This is a genomic window from Streptomyces sp. enrichment culture (assembly GCF_964272855.1).
Classification (GTDB): Bacteria; Actinomycetota; Actinomycetes; order Streptomycetales; family Streptomycetaceae; genus Streptomyces.
On record NZ_OZ186847.1, the window covers coordinates 8,472,696 to 8,487,445 of the forward strand.

14 protein-coding genes are annotated in these 14,750 nt (G+C 71.1%); 3 read left to right on the forward strand and 11 right to left on the reverse strand.

Annotated elements, in window-relative coordinates; translation table 11 throughout:
• Positions 1 to 15: 15 nt before the first annotated feature.
• The 7 genes from ACSU6L_RS37935 to ACSU6L_RS37965 form a co-directional block, all read right to left on the reverse strand.
• A complete protein-coding gene (locus tag ACSU6L_RS37935) occupies positions 16 to 645 on the reverse strand; it encodes a putative immunity protein (RefSeq protein WP_437064223.1) in 630 nt (209 codons plus the stop codon).
• A 436-nt stretch (positions 646 to 1,081) separates the two neighbouring features.
• Positions 1,082 to 1,501, reverse strand: coding sequence for a PPOX class F420-dependent oxidoreductase (locus ACSU6L_RS37940; protein WP_437064224.1), 420 nt, complete (start codon positions 1,499 to 1,501; stop codon positions 1,082 to 1,084).
• Positions 1,502 to 1,744: 243 nt separating this feature from the next.
• Positions 1,745 to 2,908 (reverse strand): hypothetical protein, encoded by a 1,164-nt coding sequence (locus ACSU6L_RS37945; RefSeq protein WP_437064225.1) that lies wholly within the window; start codon positions 2,906 to 2,908, stop codon positions 1,745 to 1,747.
• Positions 2,905 to 4,056: a hypothetical protein gene (locus tag ACSU6L_RS37950; protein WP_437064226.1), complete on the reverse strand. Its 1,152-nt coding sequence runs from the start codon at positions 4,054 to 4,056 to the stop codon at positions 2,905 to 2,907. Before ACSU6L_RS37950 ends, ACSU6L_RS37945 begins: the two co-directional genes overlap by 4 nt.
• 562 nt (positions 4,057 to 4,618) lie before the next feature.
• On the reverse strand, positions 4,619 to 4,936 hold the full coding sequence (locus tag ACSU6L_RS37955) for a hypothetical protein (protein ID WP_437064227.1): 318 nt from the start codon (positions 4,934 to 4,936) through the stop codon (positions 4,619 to 4,621).
• A 106-nt stretch (positions 4,937 to 5,042) separates the two neighbouring features.
• The gene (locus ACSU6L_RS37960; RefSeq protein ID WP_437064228.1) at positions 5,043 to 5,453 is read right to left on the reverse strand and encodes a DUF6069 family protein; all 411 of its coding nucleotides are present in this window, start codon (positions 5,451 to 5,453) and stop codon (positions 5,043 to 5,045) included.
• Complete coding sequence (locus tag ACSU6L_RS37965) at positions 5,450 to 6,061, reverse strand: TetR/AcrR family transcriptional regulator (RefSeq protein WP_437064229.1); 612 nt, start codon at positions 6,059 to 6,061, stop codon at positions 5,450 to 5,452. Before ACSU6L_RS37965 ends, ACSU6L_RS37960 begins: the two co-directional genes overlap by 4 nt.
• Positions 6,062 to 6,379: 318 nt before the next feature.
• On the opposite strand from ACSU6L_RS37965, the gene ACSU6L_RS37970 reads away from it, so the two are divergent.
• Positions 6,380 to 6,571: a hypothetical protein gene (locus tag ACSU6L_RS37970; RefSeq protein ID WP_437064230.1), complete on the forward strand. Its 192-nt coding sequence runs from the start codon at positions 6,380 to 6,382 to the stop codon at positions 6,569 to 6,571.
• 69 nt (positions 6,572 to 6,640) lie between these two features.
• On the opposite strand, the gene ACSU6L_RS37975 is transcribed toward ACSU6L_RS37970, so the two are convergent.
• From ACSU6L_RS37975 to ACSU6L_RS37990, 4 genes are all read right to left on the reverse strand, one after another.
• The gene (locus tag ACSU6L_RS37975) at positions 6,641 to 6,949 is read right to left on the reverse strand and encodes a hypothetical protein (RefSeq protein ID WP_437064231.1); all 309 of its coding nucleotides are present in this window, start codon (positions 6,947 to 6,949) and stop codon (positions 6,641 to 6,643) included.
• A gap of 182 nt (positions 6,950 to 7,131) precedes the next feature.
• Complete coding sequence (locus ACSU6L_RS37980; RefSeq protein ID WP_437064232.1) at positions 7,132 to 7,788, reverse strand: hypothetical protein; 657 nt, start codon at positions 7,786 to 7,788, stop codon at positions 7,132 to 7,134.
• Positions 7,785 to 8,099, reverse strand: coding sequence for a hypothetical protein (locus tag ACSU6L_RS37985; protein ID WP_437064233.1), 315 nt, complete (start codon positions 8,097 to 8,099; stop codon positions 7,785 to 7,787). The genes ACSU6L_RS37980 and ACSU6L_RS37985 overlap by 4 nt, the downstream gene beginning before the upstream one ends.
• On the reverse strand, positions 8,096 to 10,855 hold the full coding sequence (locus tag ACSU6L_RS37990; protein WP_437064234.1) for a hypothetical protein: 2,760 nt from the start codon (positions 10,853 to 10,855) through the stop codon (positions 8,096 to 8,098). The genes ACSU6L_RS37985 and ACSU6L_RS37990 overlap by 4 nt, the downstream gene beginning before the upstream one ends.
• 62 nt (positions 10,856 to 10,917) lie before the next feature.
• Here ACSU6L_RS37990 and ACSU6L_RS37995 point away from each other — a divergent pair, with 62 nt between their 5' ends.
• The gene (locus ACSU6L_RS37995; RefSeq protein WP_437064235.1) at positions 10,918 to 11,292 is read left to right on the forward strand and encodes a hypothetical protein; all 375 of its coding nucleotides are present in this window, start codon (positions 10,918 to 10,920) and stop codon (positions 11,290 to 11,292) included.
• A 348-nt stretch (positions 11,293 to 11,640) separates the two neighbouring features.
• Entirely contained in the window at positions 11,641 to 14,484 is a 2,844-nt protein-coding gene (locus tag ACSU6L_RS38000) for a BTAD domain-containing putative transcriptional regulator (protein ID WP_437064236.1), read from the forward strand.
• Positions 14,485 to 14,750: the final 266 nt, after the last annotated feature.

Genomic DNA, 14,750 nt, shown 5'->3' on the forward strand with positions numbered 1-14,750 from the left:
ACCGCTGACGCCGCCTCAAACTGACGCAGACTCAGTGGAGTTGCGGGAACGAAGGTCAGCGTCCAGCATGCGCGTCAATTCACCCACCCGTCCACCGCCTCCCGGTGCCGCTGGGAAGCGTTCGAGCACCTCCACGACCACCGGCGTTGCACGATGCCCTGCCCGCTCGACGTGTTCGGCACCAATGCCCGGGTCATCGCCGGCAGCGAGTTCCGCTGCCCTGGCCGCGTGAGCGGCGGCTCCGAGAATGTGCTTGACCTGGGTGGCCTTGGCCAGCGGATGCAGGTAGGCGGCGCCTGCCGCAGACATCGCTGCCCGCGCTGCCTCGCGCGCAGCGTCAGTGTCCGCGCTCTTGGCTGCCTTGAGGGCCGCCCACGCTGTGTCGCGCAGAGACTTCCCTCGCCGACCACCCCGAGCGAACTCCCACGCGGCAGCGATAGCGTCCCGAGGCCGCGAGTCGTCAGGTTGATCGGCCTCGAATACCTCCAGCACCACTGCCGCGCACGCCGCCGCGAACGCGGTGACCTCACGCAGGTCTTGCATACTCAGAGCGATCTCGCCCTCGTCTCCTGGCATGAAGCCATCATCGTCCATCGCGCTGTACAGCAAGGTGGCAGCGGTGATGACCGCGAATCTTGCAGTCATTGATCTCGCCTGTCCATGCAGCCGGCGGCCGGGGGGAAACGAGTCGAGCGTGGGCCGCGATACTCGCGGAACAGGCGCTCGACCAGCGGGCGTACTAGAGGGGCGGGCCTCGTGCGCAGCTCGCACTGCCACGCACGCCCTACAACCCGGCCTACAACACGCCCTGGCAAGAAGACTTGTACTCCGATCGAGCGGCGAGACTACGCCATTCGGATTACGCCCTGCGAGGCCGGCCGCACGGTGCGTTTGGATGGTTTGGTGATCGTTTCAGCGACCGCAGACATGCAGCCAGGCGCGCCACGTGAGCACGCCACCCGCTTGCCAGTGCATCGCGCTTTCGCGGCTTCCGCGCAGAACCGGCCGGATGCGACCGCCCTCGTGGAGGAGGACGGTCAACGCTGGTCCTACCGAGACCAGCCGGGGCAGTGCGTCAGGTTCAGAGGCTTCCGACGACCTTGCGCGGGGTGATACGGACGACCACCCGCTGTGCATCGTCCTTGGCTGCGGGATTGAAGTCGGCGTAGTCCTTGCCGGTGTAATGGCGGGAGAGTTCGTTGATCAGCTCCGGGCCGCCCTCCGTAGTCAGCGTGGCGCTGCCTCGAACCTCGGCGTAGGTGTAGGGGGCGTTCGGAGGGTTGATCATGACAGTCACGCGCGGGTCCCTGCGCATGTTCTGCTCCTTCCGCCGTCCCACGGTCGTGGAGACCAGGAGGTCGTCACCGTCTCGCTTGAGCCATACGACCGACAGCTGCGGGCTGCCATCGGGCTGGGTGGTGGCGAGGACCGCAAAGACTTGATTGTTGTCGATGAAGTTCTTCAGGTCCCATGACAGCACGGGCTGCTCCTTCTTCTTCATGCGGCAATGGCCTGATCACCCTACGCGATCAAATCATCACTGAAGGTCATTTCCGCTTGTGCGGCAGGGGGTAGCCCGGTGCCGCGGATCACGACGCTTCGACCACCACGGTCGGGCTTGCTGCAGCGTTCGATGCCTACCTCTGCGCGCTCGGCCCGCCGCGTGCGCGAAGCAGCGCACGCGGTTTGAGCCTTGCACGGCGAAGCCCGTCGCCCCGCCACCGCCTCGCCCTTGCCGTGGGAGTCAGCGGCTCCCGCTCGGCCGTGGCAGTTGCAGGTTCAGTGGGCCGCAGCCGAGGCGGGCGGCCTCGGCTTCGACGTAGCGGGGGAAGAGGGTGCGTAGGTCCGCGCTCATTCCGCTCTCGTTGGACTGTACGAGGAACACCGTCGGGCCCGCCTGGCAACGGGCCTGGAAGACGCCGAGGTTGGGGCCTAGGCCGCCGAAGCCGAAGTCGGAGTGCACCCGGTCGCCCTCGTTCAGCGTCATCCTCGTGAAGAGCGCTGCCAGCCGCGGGTCCTCGACGGTCATCAGGCGCTGTTCCGGCTGCGAGCCGGTGATGTCCCGGTCGCAGGTGCGCACCGGGCCGTGCCCGTCGGTGATCATGGGGTACTGGTCCGGCTTGCGCTTCTTGCCCAGGGTGAGCCCCTTGACGCCGCAGAGCGCGTCCGGCTTCTCCGTGCGGGTGTAGCGGGCGGCCTTGGGCAGGCGTTCGACCGGATCGGCGATCGTGCCGGTGCAGCCCAGGTCCGCGCTGACCTTGTTGACGAGCTTCACGACCACGTGGGCCATCCAGTCCCGATCATCGGTACGCGGCTCCAGGTCGCTGATCCAGCCGCCCCGGGCGATGTCCACGACGGTCGGCCCGTCGAGGGTACCGGGGCGGCCCAGGCAGCCGTCCGGGACGGCGAGCCAGGCGCGGTTGTCCGAGGCCATGCCGAGGAGGCCGCCGCCGAGCGGGGTGAGGCGGGCGGAGAGGAACTCGTCAACCCACTTGCTGTTGTCGTCGGCCCGGTCGTTCAGCTGGTGCACCCGGGCGGTGAGCGCCCATTCGTCGCCATCGCTGTTCGTCAACTGGCAGTTGCCGGTGAGGCCTTCCAGGTGCTCACCGAGCACGGGCGCCTCGACCGCCTTGACGTCGTCGGGCTCGCGGAACACCGGAGCGAGGTCGTCGCGGGACAGCGCGCCCCAGCACACCTCGTCCGGCGCGAACGGCCCGGCCTGCGTCTGCCAGGCCATACCGCTGACGCCCAGCAGCATCCCGGCGAGGCCTGCGGCCAGCAGCGGCCGGATCCGGCCGCGCAACAGTCTGCGCCAGTGCCACCGGGGCAGGCGCCGTTCGCTGAGCTGCTCCCCGTCGGCGGGCAGGGGCTGCTCGTATCGGTTCGACTCGTCCGTGGTGCTGGTCACCGGGCGGCTCCCTTGGGGGCGATGGGGGCGCAGCCCAGGCGGGCGGCGGCCGCGTTGGCGAACGCGGCGAGGTGGCCGGGGTCCGTGGAGACGCCCATCAGGAAGGTGGCGGGCCGGCCGGCGCAGTCGGCTCGTACGATCGCGTGCTTCTTGCCGATGCTGCCCGTGCCGCGCCAGCCGCGCGCCACGGGGCGTTCGCCGACAATGCCGTCGAACACCGCGGCCAGCCGGGGCTGCGCGACCATCGCCAGCTGCAGGTACGCCAAGCCGTCGCGACTGCCTTGGACGCTGCACGTCTGCAGGTCACGGGTGGCCGCGCCAGTCTGGTCCTCCATCTTGTCCGTGTCGAGGTGCAGGCCCCGGATGCCGCAGACGTCGCCAGCGCTGAAGATGAGCTCCCGCTCGCCAGGCAGGTCGTAGACCGGCGAGCTGACCTTCAGTGGATCGTCCGGCGCGCAACCGGCTGCCTCCATACCATGGTTGGCCACCGCGACGAGCAGCACCGCAGCCTGACGGACGCCGCCCAGATGGGCCGGATCGCTCTGAGCGGACGAGGAGTCGCTGGTGTACGTGCCGGACGCGTGCATGGTGACGACGGCCGGCCGGCCGTCCTGCGTATCACAGGATTCCGGGAGCACCAGCAGGCCGCCGCGCTCGTTCACCGTGCCCGGCAGGCCGTCCGGGAGCGGGACCATGTCGCCGCCCAGAAAACCGTCCTGGATCATCGTGAGCCGGGCTTCCGCGGCCTTGGGGACCGGGCCGTACTCGACGGACACCTGCTGATCGACGGTCACCTTGTCGCCGTCGTAGCCGCTCTTGAAGTCGCTGGCGATGGAGACCTTGCACCTGCCGATCGGGCGCTCGCGGGTGGGCGCCGTCTCCTTGCTGGTGCGTGACCCGTCGTCATCGTCGCCGAAGGCCTCGTCGCCGAGGAAGCCCGGGCCGCTGTCCTCCTCCCACGCGCCCCAGCAGTAGCGGTCCTTCGGCCACGGCCAGGTGTCCGCCACCCACGTGCCGAGCCCGGCGCCCGCAAGCGCGAGCACCAGCGCGGATACCAGCGACAACCGGCCGCGCCTGCTGTGCGGCAGCGCTCGGCGCAGCCGACCGGGCGCCGTGGACGCCGCGGGCGCCTGCTCTGTCTCACTCACCCCGTGATCCCCCTCCGGCGCAGGCAGACGCCGCGAACCGGCCCCCCGCGTGCACCCTTTCCCTTAGCCACACACTCACCCGCGGGCACACCAAACAGCGCGTGCCCTGCACGTCCGAGCGGGCACCCGCGGATCTTGGCCAGCAGTGTAGTCATTTGTTGACAGCAGCAAAGGCGCTGCCAGCCTCAGACACCGGATCTCGCCAAGGCCAGTCAACGCCCTGAACACGGCATCGACGTCGCAACAGGAAGGCCTGTGGCTCCCAAGTTCAGGAATCACAGGCCATCTTGCGGCAGGGGCTTGCCCTGTACCTTCGGTGCGTGCCGGGCGTCTATTCGTACGGCGGTCGCCTTCTCGACAACGGCCTCACGCACCTTCGCGTACGCGATGGCTCTGTCCATTCGGCTACCAGTGCTGCGGGCCTTCCGGCACCGGCCTCCAATGCGGCCGCATTCGGCGGCGGCGGAGAAGCGCGGCCATTGTCTTCCTCGGCACTGTGACAGTGGCAGCCCTCGCGATCTGGCTACGAACGTGATTCCGGAGACGATGCCTCGTCGTCGTTTCAGCCGTGGTCGGCCCACGCGCCGAGGAGCTCGGCCAGACTTGCAAGCGGCGTTGTCATCGGCCACGGTGCACATTCTTCGCGGCCCGTCCATGTCAGGTGGACCACAGCCCAGGGGAACGGCCTGTTCGCGATGCTGAACGCGACATCGTCACACCCTTCGCATCGCGCCACAGCGGTGGCCTTCGCCCCGTGCAGTGGGTGACCCAAGGGAAGCTCACGATGCAGTTCGAGTTCGAAGCCGTGCATGCCGTTGCCGTCATAGGGCACCCACCACGGGGCGGGCAGGAGGGACGGGTCTTCCGGCATGTGCTGCATCACGGCATCCTTGCAGAACCCACTGGGGCGACCTCGATCGGCCCGACGGTCCTAGATAGCCGTCTGTCTTCATCTGGTGCTGTTCGCGGCGTACTTGGTGCTGCGGTCACCCCCCGGCGGCACCGACTCCCGCCCCGGGAGACCTGCCACCCAGCCCGGGGATCAGTACCGCCGCCACCGCCAGGTGCATCAGTGCGAGGGAGACCCGGGTGCCGCCGTCCATGCCGTCGCCGATGAACGGCAGGAAGGACACGGCCAGTACGACGCCGGCCACCCCGGTCCAGATGGCGCGGGCGCGCCGCGCCCCGAACCGCTCCAGGGCGGCCAGCAGGCCCCAGCCGGAGAGCGACGCGAGCAGTGCGACGGCCGCCACGGGCACGGCGCCGATGTCGAGCGTCTGCTCGCCGTCGACGATCCGCAGCCGGTGCCCCAGCAGCGGGTCCGCGACCAGCCACACCAGGACGGGGACCAGGACGGCCAGGGCCGTAACCCCCAGACGCCTTCTCCGCGCACTCACTCGGCGCGCCCCGAGACCGCCCCGTGCAGGAAGACCTCCACCAGCTCCTGCGGGGTCAGGTCGGGCTCGTCCTCCGTGCGCGGCTGGGTGAAGAGCAGTCCGAAGAAGAGGGCCGCGATCTGCTCCGGCGGTCGGCGCAGGGCGGCCTTGTCGGGCTCCAGCAGCTCCGCGAGGGCCGCGCGGATACGGGTCGTCGACTCGTCGCGGCCCGCGCCGCGCACCGTGCCGGGGTGCTTGCCGCCGCGGTGCCCCAGCGAGCCGACGATCGCACCCATCCTGGACATGTGCGCCTGCAGCGCCTCGGCTGCCTCCACGAGCCGGTCGGCCAGCGGCTGGGATACGTCGATCGCGTCGAGCTCGCGGATCGCGTGATCGGGGGAGAGCGCCTCGGCCACGCAGGCCTGCAGCAGTTCGTCCTTGTCGGCGAAGACCCGGAAGATCGTGCCCTCGCCGATGCCCGCTGCGCGGGCGATCTTCGCGGTCGTCACGGCGGCGCCGTATTCCGCGATCAACGGGATCGCGGTCTGGATGATCATCTCGCGGCGCCGCTCCGGCGACATGGCGGGTGCGCGGCGGCGGGTGGTCTGGTTCTCGTCGGGTCCTGTCATGAGTGCGAGCCTACGGAGTGAGTGCTCACTCCGTCAATGAGTGAGCACTCACTCCGATCAGAGGCTGGTACAGCTGCGCACCGCCGGTAACCGCCGCTGAGGGATCGGCTCACGCCAGGCGGAGATTACGCCGCCCTACCGGTTCCAGCGCCAACAGCGCCCTGGCCTGGAAGCGGAGATGGAGGTGAGGCCGCGCTACCTCACCCCGAACTGCCGTGGCTCCGGAAAAACTTCAGGGGAAAGTCGCACTCATCACGGGAGGCGACTCCGGTATCGGTCGCTCCGTCGCCGTGCTCTACGCCCGTGACGGAGCCGACGTTGCTTCGTCTACCTCACCGAGGAGAACGGGACGCCGCCGGGACGCGCGAGGCGGTGGAGAAGGAGGGGCGCACCTGCCTGCTGCTGCCCGGTGACCTGTGTGACCCGTCATTCTGCGCCGACGTGGTGGAACGCACCGTCGCCGAACTGGGCGGCCTCAACATCCTGGTGAGCAACGCCGCACCCCCGTGACGGCCACGTACACCGCCTCCCGACCGGTCCGTCAGCGGGCTCGCCAGTACTCGTAGCCCACGTCGCTGGTCAGACCGCCCTTGCCCGCGCAGTAGGCGTCGGACCACACATTGGTCGCCCACTTCGGTTCGCGTACAGGGTCTGGCCGTTACGGCACACGGCCGTCGCACGGAACTTGTAGTTGCCGTTGCCGCTGCACTTGACACCGAAGGTGTAGCCCTGCGGGTCCAGCCACACATCGGCGGGGCAGTCCAGCGCCGCCACCCCCTTGGCGGAGGCGGGCTCCGGCGAGGGTGCGGCGGCGGCCGGCAGCACCGCCGCCCCCAGCAGCACCGCGGAAGCGCCGGCCAGTCCGACCAGCATTCGACGTGCAGGCATGCGTCAACTCCTCGTCTCGGGATGCGGGCCCCGAATGCCTCCCATCCGGGCCCCTGCATCTGCCTGCCACCAAGGTCTCCGACACGCCGTGGCCAAACCTTGGACAGACCTTGGCCCGCCGGACCTCCGAGCCGGGGCTCCAGTGGGTTTCGCTGCCGCCGGGCCGTGCACGGCGTCTCTCCCTACCCGGTCGCCGCGGGCGCGGGCGTGGTGCAGGACGTGACCGGCGTGACGGAGTCGGCCCGGGAAAGGTCCACCGTGGTGGCGACGCCGTCGACCTTCAGCACGACCGTTCCCCGGCGGGCCGAGACCACCTCGCCGCACAGGGATGTCGCGCCCTGCCGGACCATCAGCCCCGGCGGGCTCTTCGGCGGCGCGTACCAGGTCACGCCGACCGCGGACACGAGCAGTGCCGTGCACAGGCAGGTCAGCACGATCCCCGTGCGCAGGCACCGGGCACTGGCCAGTGCCTCGTCGTGGTCCTCGACCTCGAGCGGCCGCCCGCTCGCCTCATCGGCCTCCGACAGCCACCGGGCGTACGGCCGTCCGTGCGCCGCGCGCAGCAGGCAGAGCGCGCCGGCGCCGCCCACGCCCAGAGCCGCCAGCAGCAGCAATCCGGCGGCCGTGGACCAGCCGGGGGCGAGCTGCCCGACGTCGCTACGGCCCTTGATCAGACTGAACCCGACGAGTCCGGCCAGGATCGCGCCGAGCCCGTTGCGCCAGGCCACGGCGACCTCACGTACGCGGTCCAGCTCCCGCCCCAGGGCCCGCCGCACCGACCTGGCCCGCCGGAACTGGGCGGCGCTGGGCGTGGGGCCGGGCAGCAGGCCGCCGCTCATCCACCCGCTCCCGCCGGGAGCGTCAGACTCCAGAAGGCGCCGCATCCGGACGTGCCGTCAGGGGAGCCTTCGTAGACCGCCTCGGCCGTGCAGAACATCACGACCGGACGACCGGGTGCGGGATCCGCGCCGTTCCCGTCCCGGAACAGCTCCTTCACCAGCATGAAGTCCATCTCCTGACCGCACCGCGGGCACGGCCCGGACAGCACCAGCGCCGAGCCGAAGTCCTCCAGGGTGAAGGTGTCCGCGGCGCGCTGCGCGAACTCCGGATCGGTGCCGTGCTGGTAGCGCGAGGACGGTGGTGTGCTCATCGGTGCTCTCCCATGGGTGCTGTCCAGGGTGCCCGCGTCAGGGACTGGTGCCGACACGGTCTGTACTGGTTCCGAAACGGCTTGTACTGGTGCCGACACGGCCCGTATAGGTGAAGGCCCCCCAGTCGGAGAGCGATTCGAAGGGGCGGGTAGGGGCCGGCGGGGGAGGAGTGGAGGGTGCTGTGGTGGCACCCGTGCCGCGCAGCACGCGCAGCCCGCAGCCAGTCCAGCACCCGCTCGGACGTGGCTTCCTCGTCCACCAGCAGCAGGGACTCGGCGAACCGGCCGGCGGCGGCCCGTACCTCCCGCTCGGCGAAGGCGAGTTCGCGCAGACCCGTGCCGCGGCCCACTGCCACTCCCAGGTACCGGACCGCCCGGGCGGGTGTGCCGGCGGGCAGTACGCGCAGGCAGGGTGCGAAGCCGACCGCGTGGCCGTCGAGGAGGAAGCGGGTCGGCCGGCCGGTGCCGGGTGCGGCGTACGCCGTCTGCCACGGCAGGTGCACCAGCTCGCCCACCGGGATCAGGGTCACCGGTGTGCCCTGCTCGGGCACCACCTCGGACAGGACGTGCTGCCAGGCCCACTGGGCGAACGGGTCGAGCCGCGTCATGTCGTTCCATGCCCCGTCCTGCCAGGGGATGAGTGCGGGCGACCCCAGGCCGTTCAGGGCCGTGGCCCGCACTGTCGAGCCCGCCACCGTGAAGGCCACACCCGAGTCGGGGCCCGGAACCAGATAGACGACCGTGCCGCCTTCGGTACGCGCGTCGTCCGTCCCGACCGTGCCGGCAGCGTCCATCGAGGACGGGTGCTGCTGAGCCGGTTCGGCCGCCGTCTCCCGCAGCCGCAGACGCTCTGCCAGCAGCAGCGCGCGGGTGCGCTCCAGACGGGAGACCGCGCCCGCCGCGTCGCCGGACCGCCAGGCCGCCAAGGCCACCGCCGCGGGCAGCCCGCGCGAGGTGCGCAGCCAGGTCTCCTTCGCCGCGCGCTGCCCCTGCTCGGCCACCAGCCGTCCAACCGCCTGCTCGGCGAGGTCGAAGGCGGCCACGGCGTGCGGAAACCGCTCCAGCCGAGACTGCCACAGGCCCCACTCCATCGCGCCTTCCGCCGCCGCGGCCGGATACCGCTCGCGGGCCACCTCGTAGCCTTGCCGGTAGAGTTCCTCGGCCTCGCCCAGCAGCTCGTGATCCCCGGTCAGCGCATGGCGCAGCCGGGTCAGTCCGGCCAGCACGAACACCGCCGACACCCACACCCGCGACACCGGGCCGGCCGCGGCGCGAGCCGCCTCGGCATGGCCTGTCGCCTCCACGGCCAGCGCCACCGAGCCGGTGCGCTCGGCCTGCGCGCCCAGCGCGAGAGCCAGTCCGATACGGGCGTTCACCTCAGGACCCGCCTCCGGCCCGTACCGGGCGAGAGCCTCGCGCTGAGCGGCCACCGCGTGGGCAAGGTCCCGCGGATCGTCGGTGGTCTCATAGCGCGCCTGGTGGGCATGGCCGAGATTGCTCAGGACAGCCCGGTGTTCGACCGGTTCCGCCGACAGCGCGGCAGCGGCCGTCAACCGCTCCACAGCCTCGTCCAGGTCCGCGGCCGTGCCGCGCCGCTCGTACCGCTGGTGCAGGGCCACCGCCAGCCCGCTGTGTGCGGTGACGCTGTGCGGCGACCCCGGGTGCCGCCGGTCGACGGCCTCCTGCCACAGCTCGATGGCCTCGTCCAGATCGCTCATCCAGCCGCGGGCAAGGAACCGCTCGTACAGACCGGCCGCGAGATTCCCTGCCGTCCGGGGCCGGTCGGGGAGCCCGCCCGGGTCGGCCAGCGCCCGGCGCAGCTGGTCCACGCCCTGCTCAAGGGCCGCCGGCTCGGAGGTGAGGCCCGCGAGCCGCACAAGGGCACTGCCCCAGGCGTCGCGGAAGGAGGCGACCAGCAGGCCACCTCCCGCCGGAAGATACGCCGCCGCCGCCTCCAGCTTCCGGCAGGCCTGCTCCAGTTCCGCCGTACCGCCGCCCCCGCCCTGTGTCTGGCGGGCGATCCGCGCCTCGGCCGCGGCGGCGATGGCCGCGACGTACAGCGGCGACCCCGGCTGCACGCCGACGGCCGCCTCCTCGGCTGCCTCGACGGCGCGGTCGAGGAGGTCCAGCCCGTCGGCGGCACGGGCGGCGGCTTCCCTGAGTACGACGGCGAGGTTGAGCTGGGCTCCGGCACGTGCAGCGGAACCCCGCCGCAGCCCTTCCAGAGCCCGTTCGAGTGCCGTGCGGGCGTGCGCCAGGTCGTCGGGGGCACCCCGCAGGCGGTACCGCTCGAAGAGGGCGATGCCCAGGTTCACCGAGCGAGCCGCCGGACTCTCCGACTGGGCGAGCGGCGCCGTGGGGTCGAGCAGCCGGATCACCTCGTCGAGGTCCTCCACCGACTTCAGCCACAGGGCCCGTATGAGCAGAGTGCGGGCGAGTCCCTTCTCGGGAGCGGCGCGGAAGGCGGGGTCGTCCCCGGCAAGGTCCATCGCCTGGCGAGCACGGTCCAGGGCCTGCGCCAGCAGGTGTTCGTCGTGGCCGAGCTCGGCTTGTTCGCGCAGGCATTCGCCCAGCAGGTCGACGGCGGAGATCCAGGTGTGGAGTTCCTCCGGGTCACCGTCCCCCGGCGGAGGCGGCGGCTCGCCCGCTGCGTCGAGCTCCCTCTCCAGCAGGGCCCTGGCCGCCTCCAGATCGGCCGGGTCCCCGACGGCGGTGAAACGGTCGGCCAGGCATCGCCCCAGGTGCGCCGCGGCCATGAACGCGGCCAGGTGCCTTCGGCGGCTACGGCCAGCACCGAGCGGAAGAGGCCGATCGCCTCGTGGACGTCGTCGAGGTCCCCGCGTTCGGTGAACCGGGAGTGGAGGGCGACACCGAGACGGAACTCGGCGTCAGGCCGGTCGTCGCTGCCGTCGTCGAGCTCCGTCACGGCGGCGCCGAAGTGGAGCACGGTGCTGTCCAGATCACCCAGCCGCTCGCAGACCGCACCCACAATCGCGTACCACAACTGCCGCTCCTGCGGCCCGAGATCGACCGGCGGTCCCTGCGCGGCCCTGTCCCGCACCGGACCCAGGACCTGCTCGACAAGCTCCGGTGGCGGCACCCGCAGCTCCATCAGTTCCGCCAGCGTCAACGGCACTTGGCCCCCCTGCGACGTCCGCACCTCGCCCGGCTCCGTGGCGTGATCCTACGGTAGCGGCGAGTCGTCGACATCCGGATCGGCTCGGCTCGGCTTGCTTGGTATCCGGCGGGCGACGACCCCCTTGCTCCGACCCGGCTCGGTCAAGCGATCCGTCGATTCGAGGATTGGGGACACAAGCGCGTCCGCCTCGACACCCAGCTGCTGTGAAACGAGCTGAGCGCGGCCGTGCAAGGCGCATGCCGCCGCCGCGGGAGCGTCCGATTGCAGCCCATCTCCCCGGGATATGGGCGGCCGTGGACGTACACTCTCCGCGTGCCATCGAAAGGGCAGTTGTCAACGGGCGACAGTCGACTCCGATTTGCTGTGCTCGGTCCGCTTCGGGCCTGGCGTGGTGACGTGCAGGTGGACCTCGGACCGGTTCGGCAGCAGGCGCTGCTGACGGCGCTGCTGCTGCGGCCGGGGACGACCGTCAGCCGGCAGCAGCTGCTCGACGGAGTATGGGGTCCGGAGCCGCCAAGCAGCGGTGCCAAGGTGATTCCGGTCTATGTGCACCAGCTGCGCAGACGTCTGGACCTTGAAGGAGCGAGCCCTTCCGGCTCCCTGATCGTGACCGATCGGGGTGGCTACCGCTTCGATCCGCACGACGTCCAGACGGACCTGGCTCGGCTGAGGGAGATCGCCGTCGAGGCGCACGCCGCGCGGGATTCCGGTGACCTGACCGCCGCGGTGAGCGCGTGGTCCACCGCTCTGGAGATGTTCCACGGCGAACCCCTGGCCGCGATTCCCGGGCCGTTCGCCGAGGCAGAGCGCCTACGGCTGTCGGAATACAGGCTCGCGTTGGTGGAGGACAAGGTGGAGTGCCAGCTGCGACTGGGCCGCCACGCCGAGGTCGTCGGGGAGCTGTTCGCCCTGTCCGAGACACATCCGCACAACGAGTCCCTGGCCGCCCTGCTGATGCGTGCCCTCTGGGCCGGCAACCGGCAGGCCGATGCGCTGTCCGTCTTCACGAAGGTGCGCCGCCGCCTGGTAGAGGAACAGGGGACGGAGCCGGGCGGTGCACTGCGGCGGGTCCACGAGGCGGTGCTGCGCGCCGATGAAACCCTCCTCATCGGCGCTTCGCCTAGGACACGCCCACCGACGGACCAGGAGCCCACAGCCGTTCGCCCACGCCGGCGCGTGCGTGACGAACTGCCGGTCGACATCAGCGGTTTCACCGGGCGGGACCACGAACTGGGTGTGCTCCTCGGGCCGACCGACGAGCAGGTGGTGACGGTCCGCGCGGTGGACGGCATGGCCGGGGTCGGCAAGACCGCGCTGGTGGTGCGTGCCGCGCGTGCCATGCGAGACCGGTTTCCTGACGGCTGCCTGTTCGTGGACCTCCGAGGTCACCGCGAGGGGCGGGAAGCAGCGGTCCCGCAGCGCGTGCTGCGCCGATTGCTGCGGGCGGTCGGCGAGTTCGGCGAAGGCGACGACGACCCGGCAGACGACCTTGACGGCCTGGCGGCGTCATGGAGAGCGGCGACCGCGGCACTCCGGCTGGTCCTGGTGGTCGATGACGCATCCGCCGCAGGACAGGTGCTCCCCCTGCTGCCCGCCGGTCCCGGCAGCCTCGTGCTGGTGACCAGCCGTCATCGGCTGGCCGGGCTGGACGCCGACCGGAGAATCTCGCTGGCCCCGCTCGGCATGGACGAGGCGGTGGCCCTGCTGACCCACGCGGTCGGCGGTCCGAGCTCCGATCCGGAGCGTGCGGCGGTGCGCGAGCTGGCCCGTCTCTGCGACCGGCTGCCGCTGGCTCTGCGTGTCGTCGGGGCTCGGATGCAGAGCCGTCCGGTGTGGGCGTTGCAGCGCATGGCGGCCCGGTTGGCCGACGACGAGTACCGTCTCGGTGAGCTCGCGGTTGAGGGCCGCAGCGTGGAGGGGGCCTTCCGGGTCTCCTACGAGCAGCTTCCGGAGGCGGAGCGTCGGGCGTTTTGCGTGCTGGGCCTCTCGCCGACCGTGGAGTTCGACCGGCTGGCACTGGCCGCCATGCTGGGCATCACGCCGTCCGACGCCGAGCGGGTTCTGGAAAGCCTGGTCGAGGCGAGTCTCGTCCAGCAGGCAGTCACCGGGCGCTACCGCCTGCACGACCTGGTCGCGATCTACGCCCGGCGCGTCGCCGCCGCGTATCCCGCGGAAGTCGCGGCGGCCCGGACCGGGGTGTTCCGGCTTTACGTGGTCGCCGCCCGCCTCGCGAGCGACTGGGGCCCCTTTGCCTTCCCGACCGGCCCGCGAGCGGACACCGCGCCCTTCGCCGACGGGGAGGAGGCGTCGGCGTGGCTGGACGCGGTGGGCGGCGAACTGGTCGACGTGGTCGCCCAAGCGGCAGCCGTGGGCCACGTGGACGACGCCGGCCGGCTCGCCGAGGGACTGTGTGACTACCTCACCCGGCAAGGCCGGTACCACGAGTGCCGGGCCGCCGCCGAGATCGTGCTGCCACTCACGGACCAGGCTGCCGACCAGCGAATGCCCTCCGCACTGCGCACCTGCCTGGGCATCGCGTACGGGCTCCAGGGCCACTACGAGCAGGCGCGCCGCTGGCTGAGTGATGCTTTGGAGATCAGCCGCCGAACCGGAGATGTGATCGAGCAGGCCCGGGCGCTGGGCTCCCTCGGGATCTTCGCGAACGCGGCAGGGGAACCAGCCGAGGCCGCCGTGCTCCTCTCCGAATCCGCAGGCCTCGCTCAGGGTGCGGAGGACGACTGGTTCATGATGATGTACCTGGCCAACGTCGGCGCCATCCACCATCAAGTGGGACGGCACGAACGGGCGCAGGAGTGCTATGAGGCGTCGGTACGCCTCGCCGAGACGATCGGCAGGCCCAGGATCCTGAGCAAGACGCTCTTCCGCATGGGGACGCTCCAGCTCGACCGCGGGCGGTACCCGGAGGCTGCCGAGGCGCTGAGCAGGGCTGCCGGACTCGCCGAGCGCGTGGGTGACATCCCGCTGTACGCCGCGGTCCTCGGCAGGCTCGCCACTACCGAGGAGTGCCTGGGGAACGTGGCCGCGGCGGCGGAGTTCCACTCCCGGGCACTCACGGCGGTCGGCGAACGGCCCGGCGCCAGGCTGAAGGCCGAGATCCGCAATCGGTTGGGCTGGCACCAGGCCGCGACGGAAGACCTCGTCCAGGCACGCGATCGGTTCGAGCGGGCCGTCGCCCGCTCCCGCTCCCGTTCCCGTTCCGCATCCGCCTCCGGAGAGTCTGCGTAGACAGGCGGACGTTCGCCGCTGCGGCGGTCGGCTCCTCCCGGCACCGCCGTATCCGACCGCCGAACCAGGATTTCATCCTCTTTTCAACGCCCCTCGCCAGCATGAACACATCTCCGGAGCGACCCGCAACGAAGAGGACCCGTAACGAAGAGGACCGGCATGGGGCTGCTACACGCGTGGCGTATGCAGAAGCTCGTTTCCGACGCCGGAACCGCCTTTGCCAGGGATGATGCGGCGTTCGTCGCCGGGTTCGACATCGATACCCG

Excerpts from the sequence above, each read along its gene's own strand:
- ACSU6L_RS37940 (WP_437064224.1), bottom strand. The coding sequence starts at position 1,501 with ATGAAGAAGAAGGAGCAGCCCGTGCTGTCATGGGACCTGAAGAACTTC.
- ACSU6L_RS37990 (WP_437064234.1), bottom strand. The coding sequence starts at position 10,855 with ATGGCCGCGGCGCACCTGGGGCGATGCCTGGCCGACCGTTTCACCGCC.
- ACSU6L_RS37980 (WP_437064232.1), bottom strand. The coding sequence starts at position 7,788 with ATGAGCGGCGGCCTGCTGCCCGGCCCCACGCCCAGCGCCGCCCAGTTC.
- ACSU6L_RS37935 (WP_437064223.1), bottom strand. The coding sequence starts at position 645 with ATGACTGCAAGATTCGCGGTCATCACCGCTGCCACCTTGCTGTACAGC.
- ACSU6L_RS37955 (WP_437064227.1), bottom strand. The coding sequence starts at position 4,936 with ATGCAGCACATGCCGGAAGACCCGTCCCTCCTGCCCGCCCCGTGGTGG.
- ACSU6L_RS37985 (WP_437064233.1), bottom strand. The coding sequence starts at position 8,099 with ATGAGCACACCACCGTCCTCGCGCTACCAGCACGGCACCGATCCGGAG.
- ACSU6L_RS37975 (WP_437064231.1), bottom strand. The coding sequence starts at position 6,949 with ATGCCTGCACGTCGAATGCTGGTCGGACTGGCCGGCGCTTCCGCGGTG.
- ACSU6L_RS37965 (WP_437064229.1), bottom strand. The coding sequence starts at position 6,061 with ATGACAGGACCCGACGAGAACCAGACCACCCGCCGCCGCGCACCCGCC.